The following is a 14,132-nucleotide window of genomic DNA, read 5'->3' on the forward strand; positions in this document are numbered from 1 at the left end:
GTCAGGCCTCCGTGCTGATGAAGACGTTCTTGGTTTCGGTGAAGGCGGCCAGGGCGTCCGGGCCGAGCTCGCGGCCCAGGCCCGACTGCTTGTAGCCGCCGAAGGGGGTCGCATAGCGCACGCTGGAGTGGGAGTTGACGGACAGGTTGCCGGCCCGCAGCCCCTGGCTCACGCGCAGCGCGCGGCCCACGTCGCGGGTCCAGACCGACCCGGAGAGCCCGTAGTCGGTGGCGTCGGCGAGGCGCAGCGCGTCCGCCTCGTCCTCGAACGGCAGGACCACGGCGACCGGCCCGAAGACCTCCTCCACGGCCACCGGGGCGGTGGGCGAGACCCCGGCGAGCACGGTGGGCGGGTACCAGAACCCGGGGCCCTCGGGGGCCGTGCCGACCATCGCCCGTACCTCCCCGTCCCCCCGGCCGCGGTCGACGAGGCCGCGGACCCTCTCCCGCTGGACCGCCGAGATCAACGGCCCCATCTGCGTCTTCTCGTCGGCCGGGTCGCCCACCACCACGGCGGCCAGGGCCGGGGCGAGCAGGTCGAGGAACCGGTCGTACACGGACCGCTCGACCAGGATCCGGGTGCGGGCGCAGCAGTCCTGGCCGGCGTTGTCCAGGAAGGACATCGGGGCGGCGGCGGCCGCGGCCTCCACATCGGCGTCGGCGAAGACGATGTTGGGGCTCTTGCCGCCCAGCTCCAGGGTGAGCCGCTTCACCTGCTCGGCGCAGCGGGCCATGATGCGCTTGCCGGTCCGGGTGGAGCCGGTGAACACGATCTTCGCGACGCCCGGGTGGCCGACCAGAGCGTTTCCGGCCACCGGGCCCTCGCCGGGCAGCACTTGGAACAGCCCCTCGGGAAGGCCGGCGGCCAGGGCGAGTTCGGCCAGCCGGAGCGCGGTCAGCGGGGTCGTCTCGGCGGGCTTGAGGAGGACGGCGTTGCCCGCCGCGAGCGCCGGGGCGAACCCCCAGGCGGCGATCGGCATCGGGAAGTTCCACGGGGCGATGACCCCGACCACCCCGAGCGGCTCCAGGATCGTGAAGTCGATGCCGCCCGCCACCGGGATCTGCCGGCCCAGCAGCCGTTCGGCCCCGCCCGCGCCGTAGTCGAGGAGATCGCGGACGTTGCCCGCCTCCCAGCGGGCGTTGCCGATGGTGTGGCCGGCCTCCAGCACCTCCAGCCGGGCCAGTTCCTCGAGGTGCTCGTCGACGGCGACGGCGAAGCGGCGCAGCAGGCGGGCCCGGTCGGCGGGTGCGGCGGCGGCCCAGGAGCGCTGGGCCGCCGCCGCACGGGCGACGGCGGCGTCCGCGTCGGCGGCGGTGGCGGCCGGGACGGCGGCGATGACCTCGGCGGTCGCCGGGTTCAGGACGTCCAGGGTGGGTTGTGACACGTACGGACCCCGATCAGGGAAGCGGGTGGTGGTCAGAGGCGTTCGAAGGAGCGGCGCAGCTCCCAGTCGGTGACCGCGGAGTCGTAGGCGGCCAGTTCGACCCGCGCCATGTTCAGGTAGTGCGCGACGGCCTCCTCGCCGAACGCCTCCTTGGCGATGGGGCTGGCCTCCCACAGCTCGGCGGCTTCGCGCAGCGTCGTCGGCACCCGGTCGTAGCCGGCGGTGTACGCGTTGCCCGTACAGGCGTCGGGCAGCTCCAGCCGCTGGTCGACCCCGTGCAGTCCGGCTGCCACCAGGCCGGCGACGGCCAGATACGGGTTGACGTCGCCCCCGGGCAGCCGGTTCTCCAGGCGCAGGGAGGGGCCGTGGCCCACGACCCGCAGGGCGCAGGTGCGGTTGTCGACGCCCCAGGCGACGGCGGTCGGGGCGAAGGAGCCGGGCTGGAAGCGCTTGTAGGAGTTGATGTTGGGCGCGTAGAGGAGGGAGAAGTCGCGCAGGGCGGCGAGCTGGCCGGCCAGGAAGTGCCGCATCAGCTCGGACATGCCGTCGGGCCCCTCGCCCGCCATCAGGTTCTCGCCGTCCCCGTCGGTGAGCGAGAGGTGGATGTGGCAGGAGTTCCCCTCGCGCTCGTCGTACTTGGCCATGAAGGTCAGGGAGACGCCCTCCTGGGCCGCGATCTCCTTGGCGCCCGTCTTGTAGACGGCGTGCTGGTCGCAGGTGGTCAGCGCCTCGTCGTAGCGGAAGACGATCTCGTGCTGGCCGGGGTTGCACTCGCCCTTGGCGGACTCGACGGTCAGCCCGGCCCGCTGCATCTCGTTGCGGATGCGGCGCAGCAGCGGCTCGATCCGGCCGGTCCCGAGGATGGAGTAGTCGATGTTGTACTGGTTGGCCGGGGTCAGCCCGCGGTAGTCGCGGTCCCACGCCTCCTCGTAACTGTCGCGGAAGACGATGAACTCCAGCTCCGTGCCGACCTGCGCCGTCCAGCCGCGCTCCGCCAGCCGGTCGAGCTGGCGGCGCAGGATCTGCCGCGGGGCCGCCGCCACCGGGCTGCCGTCGTGCCAGGCGAGATCCGCGACCAGCAGCGCGGTGCCCTCGTGCCAGGGGACGGGACGCAGGGTCGCGGCGTCGGGGACCATGCCGAAGTCGCCGTAGCCGTTCTCCCACGAGGACATCGCGTAACCGTCGACCGTCCGCATCTCGGTGTCCACGGCCAGCAGGTAGTTGCACCCCTCGGTCCCGTGCTCCAGCACCTCGTCGAGGAAGAACCCGGCCGCGAACCGCTTGCCCTGCAACCGGCCCTGCATGTCGGGGAAGGCCAGCACCACGGTGTCGATCGACCCGTCCGCGACACGTGAGCGCAGCTCGTCGAGGGCGAGCGGGGGTGTGCGGTCTGCCACGGGATGCCTCCTAGGGGGAACCGGGAGGCATAAGGTATGACAGAGAACCATTGCTTGGGAAGGGGATCCGCCAGTGGTCACCAGAGGGAGAGCGGACGACACCCGTCCGGCGGTAGCGGCGGCGGAGACGCGGGCGGCGGACGGCGCCGGGGACGGAGGTGCGCGCCCCGCCGGAGCGGGGGCCGCGGGCGGCGCGGCGGCCCGCCCGCTGGAGTCCGTCCTGCGCCCCGTCCGCGCGGGCAACGGCTTCGAGGAGGCGCTGGAGCAGATCCTCCAGCTCCTGCGCCTCGGCCTGGTCCGGCCCGGCGAACGGCTGCCCTCCGAACGCGAGCTGGCCCAGCGGCTGCGCGTCAGCAGGATGACCCTGCGCGAGGCCCTCAAGGCCCTCCAGGACGAGGGCATGGTCGAGAGCCGCCGGGGCCGCTACGGAGGCACGTTCGTCCTGCCGCGCCCCGCCTCCCCCGGCGGCGCCGTCGAGCTGCGCCGCCGCATCGCCGCCGTCGACGTGGAGGACACGCTGCGCTTCCGCGAGGTGCTGGAGACGGGGGCCGCCGGCCTGTGCGCCGAGGGCCTGGGGAGGGGGGAGGAGGCCCGGTTGCGGGCCGCGCTCGACGCCACGCGGGGCGCCCGGCTGGAGGACTACCGCCGCCAGGACACCCTGCTCCACCTCACGCTCGCCGAACTCTCCGGCTCGCGTACGCTCGCCGCCCGGTACGCCGCCGTCCGGGCCGCCCTCAACGACCTCCTCGACTGCATCCCGCTGCTGGTGCGCAACCTGGAGCACTCGCAGCGGCAGCACGCGGCCGTCGTCGAAGCGGTGCTCGACCGGGACGCGGACGCGGCACGCGAGATGATGCGGGAGCACTGCGGCGGCACGGCGGCCCTGCTGCGCGGTTTCCTCGCCTGAGCCCTGAGCCCTGAGCCCTGAGCCCTGAGGCCGGAGACCGGAGCCCGGAGGCTTGAGCCCGCCGCGGCGGCCCCGGGGCGCATCCGTCACCACTCTTTGCCGCACGCCTCTTGCCATTCCCGCAGCCGTTCCACAAAGGTGTGCCGACGAACCTTTGATCGAGCAGTTCCGCCGATGCCGTTGACACACGTCTGGAGCGCCTCATGGCCCGAGGAACCGAAACACCCGCCGGCCCACCCGGGGACGCGGGCCCGGAGGCGTCCGCCACCGACGCGTACCTGCACCGCAGGACCCTGCGCCGGGGCAGCGCCGGCTGGTTCCTGCTGACCGGGCTCGGCGTCGCCTACGTCGTCTCCGGCGACTTCTCCGGCTGGAACATCGGCCTGTCCAAGGGCGGCTTCGGCGGACTCGCCGCCGCCATGGTCCTGATGGGCGTCATGTACGCCTGCCTGGTCTTCGCGCTGGCCGAACTCTCCGCCATCCTGCCCACGGCGGGCGGCGGGTACGGCTTCGCCCGGCGGGCGCTCGGCACCTGGGGCGGCTTCCTGACGGGGACGGCGATCCTCATCGAGTACATCCTCGCCCCGGCCGCCATCTCCCTCTTCATCGGCGACTACGTCGAATCGCTCGGCCTGTTCGGACTCACCTCCGGCTGGCCGGTCTACCTCGCCTGCTTCGCGGTCTTCATCGGCATCCACCTCTGGGGCGTCGGCGAGGCGCTCCGCTTCAGCCTGGTGGTGACCGCCATCGCGGTGGCCGCCCTGCTCATCTTCGCCGCGGGCGCGTTCACCGAGTTCGACGCGGGCAACCTCAACGACATCCCCGCCGACGCCACGGCCTTCGGCTCCTCCTCCTGGCTGCCGTTCGGACTCCTCGGGATCTGGGCCGCCTTCCCCTTCGGCATGTGGTTCTTCCTCGGCGTGGAAGGCGTGCCGCTCGCCGCCGAGGAGGCCAAGGACCCGGTCCGCTCGATGCCGAGGGCGCTGGCCGTCTCGCTCGCCGTGCTGGTCTTCCTCGCCCTCATCACCTTCGTCTCCGCCACCGGCGCCCAGGGGGCCGACGCCATCAAGGAGGCCGGGAACCCGCTGGTGGTGGCCCTCCAGGGCGACGGCGAACCCACCGCCCTGAGCCGCTTCGTCAACTACGCGGGCCTGGCCGGCCTGGTGGCCTCCTTCTTCTCCCTGATCTTCGCCGGATCCCGCCAGCTGTTCGCCCTCTCCCGGGCCGGCTACCTGCCCCGCTTCCTGTCGCTGACCAACCGCCGCAACTCCCCCTACCTCGGTCTGCTGATCCCCGGGGCCATCGGCTTCACCCTCGCCGCCTGGAGCGGCGACGGCGGCCGGATGCTGAACGTCGCCGTCTTCGGCGCCACCATCAGCTACGCCCTCATGGCCCTCTCCCACCTGGTGCTGCGCCGCCGCGAACCGGAGCTGCCGCGCCCCTACCGCACCCCCGGCGGCGCGCTGACCTCGTCCGTGGCCTTCGTCCTGGCATGCTCGGCGCTGGTGGCGACCTTCCTGGTGGACCGCGACGCGGCGTTCATCGCGCTCGGCGTGTACGCGGTGGCGCTGGCCTACTTCGCCTTCTACAGCCGCCACCGACTGGTCGCGGGGGCCCCGGAGGAGGAGTTCGCCGCCCTCGCGGCGGCCGAGGCCGAACTCGCCCGCGACTGACCCCCCTGCCCGCCCGGGCCGCGCCCGGCCCACGATCCACCGAGGAGCCCGTTCCATGCCCCGGCCCGTCATCGGCATCAGCACCTACCAGGACCAGGCCCGCTGGGGGGTGTGGGAGATGCCGGCGGTCCTGCTGCCCGCCGGCTACCCCCGCCTCGTCCGCGCGGCGGGCGGACTCGCGGTGCTGCTGCCGCCGGACGACGCCGAGGACGCGGCCCGGGAGACCGTCGCCGCCCTGGACGGGCTGGTGATCGCCGGGGGAGCGGACGTGGAACCGGCGCGGTACGGGGCGGCCGCCGACCCCCGTACCGGACCCCCGGCCCGTGAACGCGACGCCTGGGAACTGGGGTTGATCAGAGCGGCGGTCGAGCAGGAGGTCCCCCTGCTCGGCATCTGCCGGGGCATGCAGCTGCTGAACGTCGCCCTCGGCGGCACCCTCGTGCAGCACCTGGACGACCACACCGGCGGCCTCGGCGTCTTCGGCAGCCACCCGGTGACCCCGGTCCCCGGCACCGCCTACGCGGACGCCGTACCGGAGACCGCCGTGGTGCCCGCCTACCACCACCAGGCCGTCGACCGCCTCGGCGGCGGCCTGGTGGCCTCCGCCCACGCCCCGGACGGCACGGTGGAGGCCGTGGAACTCCCCGCGCACGGGAGCCTGGTGCTCGGCGTGCAGTGGCACCCCGAGATGGGCGAGGACACCCGGGTCATGGCCGCCCTGGTGCGGGCGGCCGGGAAGCGGTCCCGCCGGAGCCCTCGAACCCGGGACCGGAGGAGTCCGGCCCCCCGCATGCCGGTGAGCTGAACCGGGAACCGTATGCCCCGCGTCGGCGGGCCGGTGGTACGGACCGCTGCCGGGACGGGCCGTCCCGTCCGGCCGGGCCCCCTCGACCTACCGGCCCGTGGACCTTTTGTTCACGAGATCCCCGCCGTGCCGCCTGTCCCGACCGCCGGGCAACAGCCGGACGGTGGCAGCGGGGAGGCGGCTCCACCAGTGGCCGTAGCGCCGGTAGACCTCCGGTTCACGATCGGAGAGGAACGCCGTGAGGGACCGGGCCTCGGCGGCCAGCGCTTCCCAGACCTCCTCGGGCAGCGGATGGAACGCCGTCGCCTCCACGCCCCCGGGGACCGGCCGCCACACTCCGGCCACGTACCCGTCGACCAGCAGCGTCGGCAGCACGTCCCCGTTGGCGCGGATGACGGTCCTGCGGTACGCGGGCGGCAGGACCCGGCCGCGGTCCGCGTACGCGAGCAGGACGCTGTCCCACATCGCCATCAGCCGGGGCGGCGCGGGCGTCGCCGCATCCGGGCGCGGGGAGCCCGGCAGGTCGAACAGCTCCTCGCCCGCCGGGCCCGTGAGCCGCTCCAGGCGCCCGGCGAGGTCCGCGAGCGCGGCCCGTGCGTCGGTCCGCCGGACCATGGCGAACTGCGCCACGTCCGCGACCGACGCCGGCCCGAACCCTTCGAGGTAGCGCACGACCAGCTTCCGCAGGGACGCGGCCGACGCCGCCGGTTCTGTGCTCGGCGGACCGGCCGGGGGCGCGATGTAGGAGGGCCGGTGACCGAACGACCACGGTGGCGCGGTGGGCGCGTGGAGCAGCGGCGTGTACTGCCTCAGCCCCCACCAAGCGCCCGGCTCCGGCGGCGCGCCCAGGCGTTCGCCCAGCCACGCTTCGCACGCTGCGGCGGTCCGGGGCCGGTCCGCGAACTCCAGCAGCCCGGGGACCAGCGCGTCGGCGTCGGCGGCCGTCAGCCCCGAGGCGGTGAAGCGGGAACCCAGCCGGGAGGCGCGCACCACCGGATGCATGGCTTCCCGGAAGGCCGGGTGGTCGTCGGCGTGCACGGCGTGGAGCGTCAGCCGCATCAGCGTCGCCTTGACGACGGAGTGGTCCGTGAACGCGGCGTCCAGCCCCGCCGGATCGAACTCCACGAGCCGGTTCCAGAGGGCGAGGTAGGGGGAGGCCGGCTGCTGCGCCTGGAGCGCCACCACGCGCCGCACCCCCTCGGCGGCGTCCAGCGGTTCGCGCCGCAGCAGCAACTGCCGGGCGAGCGTCGAGCGGTTGAGCCCGCGCGCGGTCATGCTTCTGCCGTCGTCCACCGGTTCCGTCCCTTCGCCGACTGCCACTTCGCGTGGTGGCTGACGGAACCGTACGCCGTCCGCCCGGTCTCCCGGGCACCGCCTGCGGGCATGCCCGCAGGCGGTGCCCGGGGCCGTACCCGGGGTTCGGAGAGGGGTGGGCCGGTGAATCGGCAGGGCCGCGCGGTGAGGGCCCGCGCGGCCCCCGCCCCGCGGCTGTCAGCGCCGGCCGCCCCGGGCTCCGCGCCGACCCGGACGCCGTCCCGGCCCCGGGGCCGGGACGAGCCGGAACACCGTGTTGAGCACATGGTCGGCCACGTCGCGCGAGGGCTTGTCCGTGAGGTCGGTGAGCAGCCGGGCCAGCAGGTCGAGGAGGAACGGCGAGCCCATGACGTACCGGTTGAGCACCGGCTGGAAGCCCGCCCGGCTGAAGACCAGGTCGGCGGCGGCGTTGCCCAGCCGGTAGTAGCGACCCCAACGGCGGTTCATCTCCACCGGGTAGCCGCGCAGCACCTGTTCGCGGCGCGGCCCCCGGGGGTGGGCGAGAGCGAGCGCCGCGCTCTCGGCGGCGACCTCGCCCGCCTCCATCGCCTGGGCGATGCCCTCGCCGTTCCAGGGGCTCACCATCCCGCCGGAGTCGCCGACCAGCAGAAGCCCCCGGGCGTACAGCGGATGGCGGTTGAAGCCGAGCGGCAGGGCCGCGCTGCGCACCGGCCCCTCCGCGTTCTCCTCGCGCAGCCCCCACTCCTGCGGGGTCCGGGCCAGCCACTGGTCCAGGGTCGCGCGCAGATCCGCCGTGCCGTGCCGCCGGTGGGGCAGCGCCCCGAGCCCGACGTTGACCCGGCCGTCGCCCATCGGGAAGATCCAGCCGTACCCGGGGAGGTACGGGCCGCCGTCGGGGAAGCGGAGGTCGGCCCACAGCTCCAGGTACTCCTCCCGGGAGCGTTCGGGGCTGCGGTAGTAGCGCCGGGCGGCCGTCGCGATCTGCCGCCCGGGATCCCGCTCCAGGCCCAGCGCCAGGGCGAGACGGGCGGAGGCCCCGTCCGCCGCGACGACGATCGGGGCGCGGAAGTCGACCGTCCCGGGGGCGTCCGGCGAGTCGGAGGACGCGGCGACCCCGGTGACCCGGCCCGCCCGGTCGGTCAGCGGCCGTTCCGCCTTCCAGCCGCTGTACAGCCGGGCCCCGGCCGCCACGGCGTGGCGCGCCAGGATGTCGTCGAAGTCGTGCCGGCTGCGGGAGAGCCCGAAGTCCGGGTAGCGGCCCAGCGCGGGCCACTCGATGTGCACCCGGTGCTTCCCGGCCACCCAGCGCATCCCCCGCGAACGCGTCCACCCCGGCGCGGAGACGTCGACGCCCATCCGGATCAGCTGGTGCACCGCGCGCGGAGTGAGACCGTCGCCGCACACCTTCTCCCGGGGGAAGCGGGCCTTCTCCAGGAGGACCACGTCCACTCCGGCGCGTGCCAGGTGGTACGCGGCCGAGGAGCCGGCCGGCCCGGCCCCCACCACGATCACCTGGGCGTCCTCACCCGTACGGGGAACCTCCCGTGCGTCCGCGTCCGTCGTCGGGTCCGTGGGCAGTTCCCGCATGACAGGCCTTTCGTCCGACGGCTGGTGCTCCTGCCGGGGCGGAGGGGCCCCGGCCGCCATCATCGACCAGTACGGGCCGGGGCGGTACCAGGCGTCCGACGACCGCGGGCCCCCCGCCCCCGGCCCGTACACCGAGGGCGCCGTCCCGGCGGGACGGCGGGCGGGGCGGGCCGTGGCTCAGCCGTCCTGCTCGTCCCCGCTCCCGCCGCCGTTCCCGACGTCCTGGGAGGGGCCCGAGGACGGGACCTGGTCCGGCGTTCCGGCGGAGCTGGAGTCCGGCGAGAACAGGATCATCCCCAGGTAGACGGCGGCCAGGAACGTCGCCGTCCCCGCGATGGCGCTGGCCACCCTGGGGCGCCGTCGTATCGCCTCACGGGTGCTGCGACGGCGGACCGGGGCCGAGCGGGTCGCATTCGATCGGGCCGCATTCGAGCGGGTCGGGGCAGATCGGGTCGGCGCCTGCCGTCTCCGCCCGGTGGGGGCCGGGAGCCGGTACGTCGTCGGGCCCGCCGGTACGGCCGGCCCGGCGGGGGAGGGTTTCGGCGTCCCGGCGGCGGGGGCCCGGTGGGAGGCGGGCGTCGGCATCGGGAGGGGCTCCGGCCGGCCGCGCCAGGCGTCCGTGCGGAACCAGTCGGAGACCTGCTGGGCGGTGGGCCGGGCCTCGGGCTGTTTCGCCAGCAGCCCGAGCAGATACGCGTCGAAGGCGGCGGAGATGTCCACCCCCCGCTGCCGCAGCGGGACCGGCGGGGTGTCGACATGCTGGTACAGCGTCGCGGTCGCCGTGTCGGAGCGGAACGGCGGCTCCCCCAGCAGCAGTTGATAGACCACGCAGCCCAGGGAGTACATGTCGGACGCGGAGTCGGCGGTACGCCCCAACGCACGCTCGGGGGCCAGGTAGAGGCTCGTGCCGACGATGTGGCCGGCCGTCGTCAGCGCGGTCGAGGGGTCGTCGACGAACTGGGCGATCCCGAAGTCGCCGATCTTCACCGAACCGTCCGCGTCCAGCATCAGGTTGCCCGGCTTGATGTCGCGGTGGACGATGCCCTGGCGGTGCGCGGCGGCCAGCCCGGCGGCGGCCTGGCCGGCGATCCGGGCGACCTGTTCGGGATGGACGCGCTCCTGGGCGGCCAGCAGGTCTCCGAGGCTCTGCCCCTCGACCAGCTCCATCACCAGGAAGAACCGGTCCTCCCACGCCCCGAAGTCGAACACGGCGACCAGGTGCGGGTGGCTCAACCGGGCGGCGGTCTGCGCCTCCAGCCGGAACCGGGCGGTCGACGAGGCGTCCGCCTGGTCGCCCAGCAGCAGCTTCACGGCCACGGCGCGTCCCAGGACCTCGTCCGTGGCGCGCCACACCTCGCCCATGCCGCCACGACCGATGGGGGATACCAATCGGTACCGACCAGCTACCAGCACCTGTACACCTATCTCGAATGGCGGCCCGCACCGGCTGTCCGCCTCCGGGGTCTCCTGTCTCCGGCCACGTCCTGGGCCGGTGAGACGAACGACATGATCAGGATATCTGTCCGGCGGGCCCCGCACGCCCCGACGGGCCTTTCTCCGAACCCGGCTGACGGGCCGGCACACCCGCCCGGCCGGCCGGCCTCCGCGTCGGAGCGCCCGCACGGCGGACCACCCTCCGCGCCGGGGGCCCGCGCGGCTGACGGACCCGCGCACGCGCCGCCGCCCGGGAGGGGCCCCCGTCGCCTCCGCTTCAGCCGTACAGCCCGCGGCAGGCGGCCTCGGCCGTGAACGCGGACTGCCCGCCCGCGAACAGCAGCTCGGCGGTCTCGAACGCGGGGTCGGACGCCGTCTGCGGCACGTAGGGCACGGCGAAGCACCGCATCCCCGCCGCGTGCGCGGCCGCCGCTCCGGGGGGTGCGTCCTCCACCACCACGCAGTTCCCCGGCTCCGCCCCCATCCGCCGGGCCGCCTCCAGGAACACGTCCGGCTCCGGTTTGCCGTGGGCGACCTCCTCGGCGGAGACGTACAGCGGGATGTACGCGTCGAGTCCGGTGACCGCGAGCACCGCCCCGATCGCGGCCCGGGACGAACCGGAGGCCACCGCCATCGGCGCCCCGGCCGCGTATAGGCGCTCGACGAACTCCCGCATCTGCGGGAAGACCTCCGTCGAGGCCCCGGCGAGCTCCAGGTACAGGGCGTTCTTCCCGGCGAGCAGCTCCTCGACCGGAGCGTCGATGCCGTACTCCGCGCGCAGGACGGTCAGCGTCTCCCGAGTGCCGATGCCGATGAACCGGGTGTGCTCCTCCCAGCCGAAGTCCCGCACCCCGTAGCGGGCGAGCAGCCTGCGCCCCGCCTCGTAGTAGTTGGGCTCGCTGTCCACCAGGGTTCCGTCGAGATCGAAGATCACGTGCGGAGGCGGAAGGGGCGCGGACGAGGTGCCGGGGAGGAGCGTCATGGCCCCAGCATGCCGCAGCCGCGACCGGCGGGTCCGGTCAGGCGGGAGGCGCCGCCGCCCGTCCCACGGCCTCCACCAGCGGCAGCACCCGGTGCGCCACCCGCTCGCGCAGCGCCACGTCGGTCCGGGTCCGGACGACCCCCGGCAGCTGGATCAGCCGCTGGATCACGTCCTCCAGATGGCCGTTGTCCCGGGCGACGACGCGGGTCAGCAGATCGCCGCCGCCCGTCGTCGAGAACGCCTCGATGATCTCCGGCACGGCCGCCAGTGCGTCGCCCACCTCGTCCAGGCGCCCCTGGGTGACCTCCAGGTGGACGAAGGCGAGCACGGGGTGGCCGAGCGCGGCGGGGGAGAGGGCCGGACCGGTGCCGGTGATCACGCCCTCGCGCTCCAACCGGTCGAGCCGGGCCTGGAGGGTGCCGCGGGCCACGCCGAGGATGCGCGCGTACTCCCGGACGCTGGTGCGCGGCTGCTCGATCAGCAGGCGCAGGATCCGGGTGTCGAGAACATCCACCGCCATGATCCGCCGATCTCCTTCCGAACCGCTCCGCGCTGCCCCGGCCGTACCCGGCGGGGGAAGGACCGCCCCCGTGGCGCCGGGACTGGTCCGTTGGCCTGCTGTTGGCCGAACAACCGAGGTATTCACCGGGCCATTGGCCCATAGTATTCCTCTTCGTTTGTTCCAAGGGCCCGGCGAATGCTGCAATAGAGCGGTCGATGGCGCTGCGGACTTCCGCGGCGCCTTTTTCATGCGAGTTCTGCGGCGACGCGGAAGGGGTGGAAGCGTGCTGAAGAGGGTGTTCGTGGCGCCGGACCCGGGACGGGTACGGCTGCGCTCCGCCTCCCGTGCCGTGATCGGCATCGGCCTCGCGGTCGCGCTGTGCGGGCTCGTCGGGCATTCGCTGGAGGCGGCCGTCACCGGCGGACTCGCCGCTCTGCTCGCCCTCTTCACCGTGAACGACCCGACGGTGCGCGGACAGGCGCTCACCACCGCCCTCCTCCCCGCAGCCGGGCTGCCCGTCCTCGCCCTCGCCGCCGTGCTGCACGACGCGCCGGTCGCCCGCGACCTGAGCTTCCTCGCCGTGATCGGTGCGGGAGTCTTCGCGCGCCGGTGGGGGCCGCGGGGGAACGCGCTGGGGATCTTCGCCTTCATGATGTTCTTCACCGCCCAGTTCCTGCACGCCGCCCCCGCCCGCTTGCCCGAGCTCTCCACCGCCGTCGTCCTCGCCCTCCTGACCTCCTCGGCGGTCCGTTTCGGCCTGTGGTGCTTCGAACGCCGCTACCCGCCGGCGGCGGCGCCCGCTCCGGCGGGAGGACGAGGTCTGGAGCGTGCCACCACCCGCCAGGCGATACAGGCGACCGCGGCCTGCGCGTTGGCTCTGGGGGTGGGGCAGGTGCTGTCGCAGGACCGCTGGTACTGGGCGGTGGGCACGGCCTGGTGGATCTTCGTGAACACCACGTCGCGCGGTGAGACCCTGGTGCGCGGCTTTCGCCGGGTCCTGGGCACCGTCCTGGGCATTCCCGCCGGACTGCTCATCGCGATCCCCCTCCACGGCCACCTCACGGGCACGGCGGTCCTGGTGGCGGTGTGCGTCTTCGGGATCTTCTACACCGCGGCGGTGTCGTATTCCTGGATGATCTTCGCCGTCACGTTGATGGTCTCCCTCCTCTACGGACTCCTCGGATTCCTGAACCCCGGACTCCTCGTACTCCGGCTGGCGGAGACCGGGGTCGGGGCGCTCGGGGCCGGTCTCGCCGTACTGGTGGTCCTCCCCGTCACCACCCACGCGACGACCCACTCCTGGATCCAGCGCGCGCTGAGCTCTGTCCACGCCTGCACCGCCCAGGCCGCCGCGCGGCTTGCCGGCGCCCCGGGCGCCGACCCCGAACCGCACATCGCCGAGCTCGAATCCCTGCTGGGCCGGGTGCGGCTCTCCCTCGCGCCTCTGGTCCACCCGCTCAACCCCTTTCGTGCCCGCAAGGCGCGCGCCCGCAAGGTCCTGGCCCTGCTCGACGACTGCGCCCGCGAGGTCCGCAGCCTGGCCTCTGTCGCCGCCGACCCCGCCGCTTCCCACGACGCCCGCCTCGCGGCCGCCTGCTGGCGGGTCCAGGCCGCGGTCGAGATCCTCACCGCGCCCCGCCCCGGCGCGATCCCCGCGGCGCCCGCCCACGCGCATCGCTCCCCTGCGGCAGAGCCCGCCCTCGCCCACCTCCACGACCTGGAACGCGCCCTCGCCGAACTCGTCAGCCCGCTCAGCCACGCTCCTTACGCAGCGTCGACCACCGCCTGAAGACCGGGGCCCGGGGAGAAGGCGCCACGCACCGGCCGAGCGCCGGCCCCTCACGGAAAGCGCCGGTCCCTCCCGGGAATCCGCCCGGCGTCGTCGGCGCGGCCCTCCACGCAGAACTGGGCGTACGCCACCGGTGACCCACCGTCGTCCACCGTCTCTCCCGGCAGCCCCTCTGGTGCGGCTCGCCGTCCTCGCGGTGCGTACCCGATGACGGCCACCCCCGGTCGGCCCCACCGGTGTCGCGGGGTGGGACGAGGCCGTCCACGCCGGTCGTCGGCGGCCCTCCTCCGGACCCGTGTTCCCCGTGCGGCTGCCCTGCCCCGAGCGAAGGAAGCGGGGGGTTTCCGTGCTGTGGGGCTTCGTTTGCACGGGAGTTCGGGCGGGGAGGAGGACAGGG

At 74.3% G+C, this 14,132-nt stretch carries 11 protein-coding genes; 4 read left to right on the forward strand and 7 right to left on the reverse strand.

Annotated elements, in window-relative coordinates; all coding sequences use genetic code 11:
* Position 1: 1 nt before the first annotated feature.
* Together ACH4K1_RS22700 and ACH4K1_RS22705 are read right to left on the reverse strand one after the other, a co-directional pair.
* On the reverse strand, positions 2–1,384 hold the full coding sequence (locus ACH4K1_RS22700) for an aldehyde dehydrogenase family protein (RefSeq protein WP_398091096.1): 1,383 nt from the start codon (positions 1,382–1,384) through the stop codon (positions 2–4).
* A 32-nt stretch (positions 1,385–1,416) separates the two neighbouring features.
* A complete protein-coding gene (locus ACH4K1_RS22705) occupies positions 1,417–2,781 on the reverse strand; it encodes a glutamine synthetase family protein (RefSeq protein ID WP_398091097.1) in 1,365 nt (454 codons plus the stop codon).
* Between the two features lie 208 nt (positions 2,782–2,989).
* On the opposite strand from ACH4K1_RS22705, the gene ACH4K1_RS22710 reads away from it, so the two are divergent.
* From ACH4K1_RS22710 to ACH4K1_RS22720, 3 genes are all read left to right on the forward strand, one after another.
* Positions 2,990–3,688 carry a FadR/GntR family transcriptional regulator gene (locus tag ACH4K1_RS22710; RefSeq protein ID WP_398091133.1) on the forward strand — a complete coding sequence of 233 codons (699 nt, stop codon included), beginning with the start codon at positions 2,990–2,992 and terminating at the stop codon, positions 3,686–3,688.
* A gap of 203 nt (positions 3,689–3,891) precedes the next feature.
* Complete coding sequence (gene eat, locus ACH4K1_RS22715; RefSeq protein ID WP_398091098.1) at positions 3,892–5,361, forward strand: ethanolamine permease; 1,470 nt, start codon at positions 3,892–3,894, stop codon at positions 5,359–5,361.
* Between the two features lie 55 nt (positions 5,362–5,416).
* On the forward strand, positions 5,417–6,166 hold the full coding sequence (locus tag ACH4K1_RS22720) for a gamma-glutamyl-gamma-aminobutyrate hydrolase family protein (protein WP_398091099.1): 750 nt from the start codon (positions 5,417–5,419) through the stop codon (positions 6,164–6,166).
* 87 nt (positions 6,167–6,253) lie between these two features.
* Here ACH4K1_RS22720 and ACH4K1_RS22725 read toward each other — a convergent pair whose 3' ends face one another.
* The 5 genes from ACH4K1_RS22725 to ACH4K1_RS22745 form a co-directional block, all read right to left on the reverse strand.
* The gene (locus ACH4K1_RS22725) at positions 6,254–7,441 is read right to left on the reverse strand and encodes a winged helix DNA-binding domain-containing protein (RefSeq protein WP_398091134.1); all 1,188 of its coding nucleotides are present in this window, start codon (positions 7,439–7,441) and stop codon (positions 6,254–6,256) included.
* 216 nt (positions 7,442–7,657) lie between these two features.
* Complete coding sequence (locus ACH4K1_RS22730) at positions 7,658–9,028, reverse strand: geranylgeranyl reductase family protein (protein WP_398091100.1); 1,371 nt, start codon at positions 9,026–9,028, stop codon at positions 7,658–7,660.
* Positions 9,029–9,205: 177 nt separating this feature from the next.
* The gene (locus ACH4K1_RS22735; RefSeq protein WP_398091101.1) at positions 9,206–10,390 is read right to left on the reverse strand and encodes a protein kinase; all 1,185 of its coding nucleotides are present in this window, start codon (positions 10,388–10,390) and stop codon (positions 9,206–9,208) included.
* A gap of 349 nt (positions 10,391–10,739) precedes the next feature.
* Positions 10,740–11,444, reverse strand: coding sequence for an HAD family hydrolase (locus ACH4K1_RS22740; RefSeq protein ID WP_398091102.1), 705 nt, complete (start codon positions 11,442–11,444; stop codon positions 10,740–10,742).
* A gap of 37 nt (positions 11,445–11,481) precedes the next feature.
* On the reverse strand, positions 11,482–11,964 hold the full coding sequence (locus ACH4K1_RS22745; RefSeq protein WP_228993541.1) for an Lrp/AsnC family transcriptional regulator: 483 nt from the start codon (positions 11,962–11,964) through the stop codon (positions 11,482–11,484).
* Positions 11,965–12,229: 265 nt separating this feature from the next.
* Here ACH4K1_RS22745 and ACH4K1_RS22750 point away from each other — a divergent pair, with 265 nt between their 5' ends.
* Positions 12,230–13,735, forward strand: coding sequence for an FUSC family protein (locus tag ACH4K1_RS22750; protein WP_398091103.1), 1,506 nt, complete (start codon positions 12,230–12,232; stop codon positions 13,733–13,735).
* Positions 13,736–14,132 lie beyond the last annotated feature (397 nt).

The organism is Streptomyces sp. NPDC017448 (genome assembly GCF_044330565.1).
Taxonomy (GTDB): Bacteria; Actinomycetota; Actinomycetes; order Streptomycetales; family Streptomycetaceae; genus Streptomyces.

Coding starts and splice junctions, on each gene's coding strand:
- ACH4K1_RS22740 (WP_398091102.1), bottom strand. CDS start 11,444: ATGACGCTCCTCCCCGGCACCTCGTCCGCGCCCCTTCCGCCTCCGCAC.
- ACH4K1_RS22730 (WP_398091100.1), bottom strand. CDS start 9,028: ATGCGGGAACTGCCCACGGACCCGACGACGGACGCGGACGCACGGGAG.
- eat (WP_398091098.1), top strand. CDS start 3,892: ATGGCCCGAGGAACCGAAACACCCGCCGGCCCACCCGGGGACGCGGGC.
- ACH4K1_RS22735 (WP_398091101.1), bottom strand. CDS start 10,390: ATGGGCGAGGTGTGGCGCGCCACGGACGAGGTCCTGGGACGCGCCGTG.
- ACH4K1_RS22725 (WP_398091134.1), bottom strand. CDS start 7,441: ATGACCGCGCGCGGGCTCAACCGCTCGACGCTCGCCCGGCAGTTGCTG.
- ACH4K1_RS22745 (WP_228993541.1), bottom strand. CDS start 11,964: ATGGCGGTGGATGTTCTCGACACCCGGATCCTGCGCCTGCTGATCGAG.
- ACH4K1_RS22720 (WP_398091099.1), top strand. CDS start 5,417: ATGCCCCGGCCCGTCATCGGCATCAGCACCTACCAGGACCAGGCCCGC.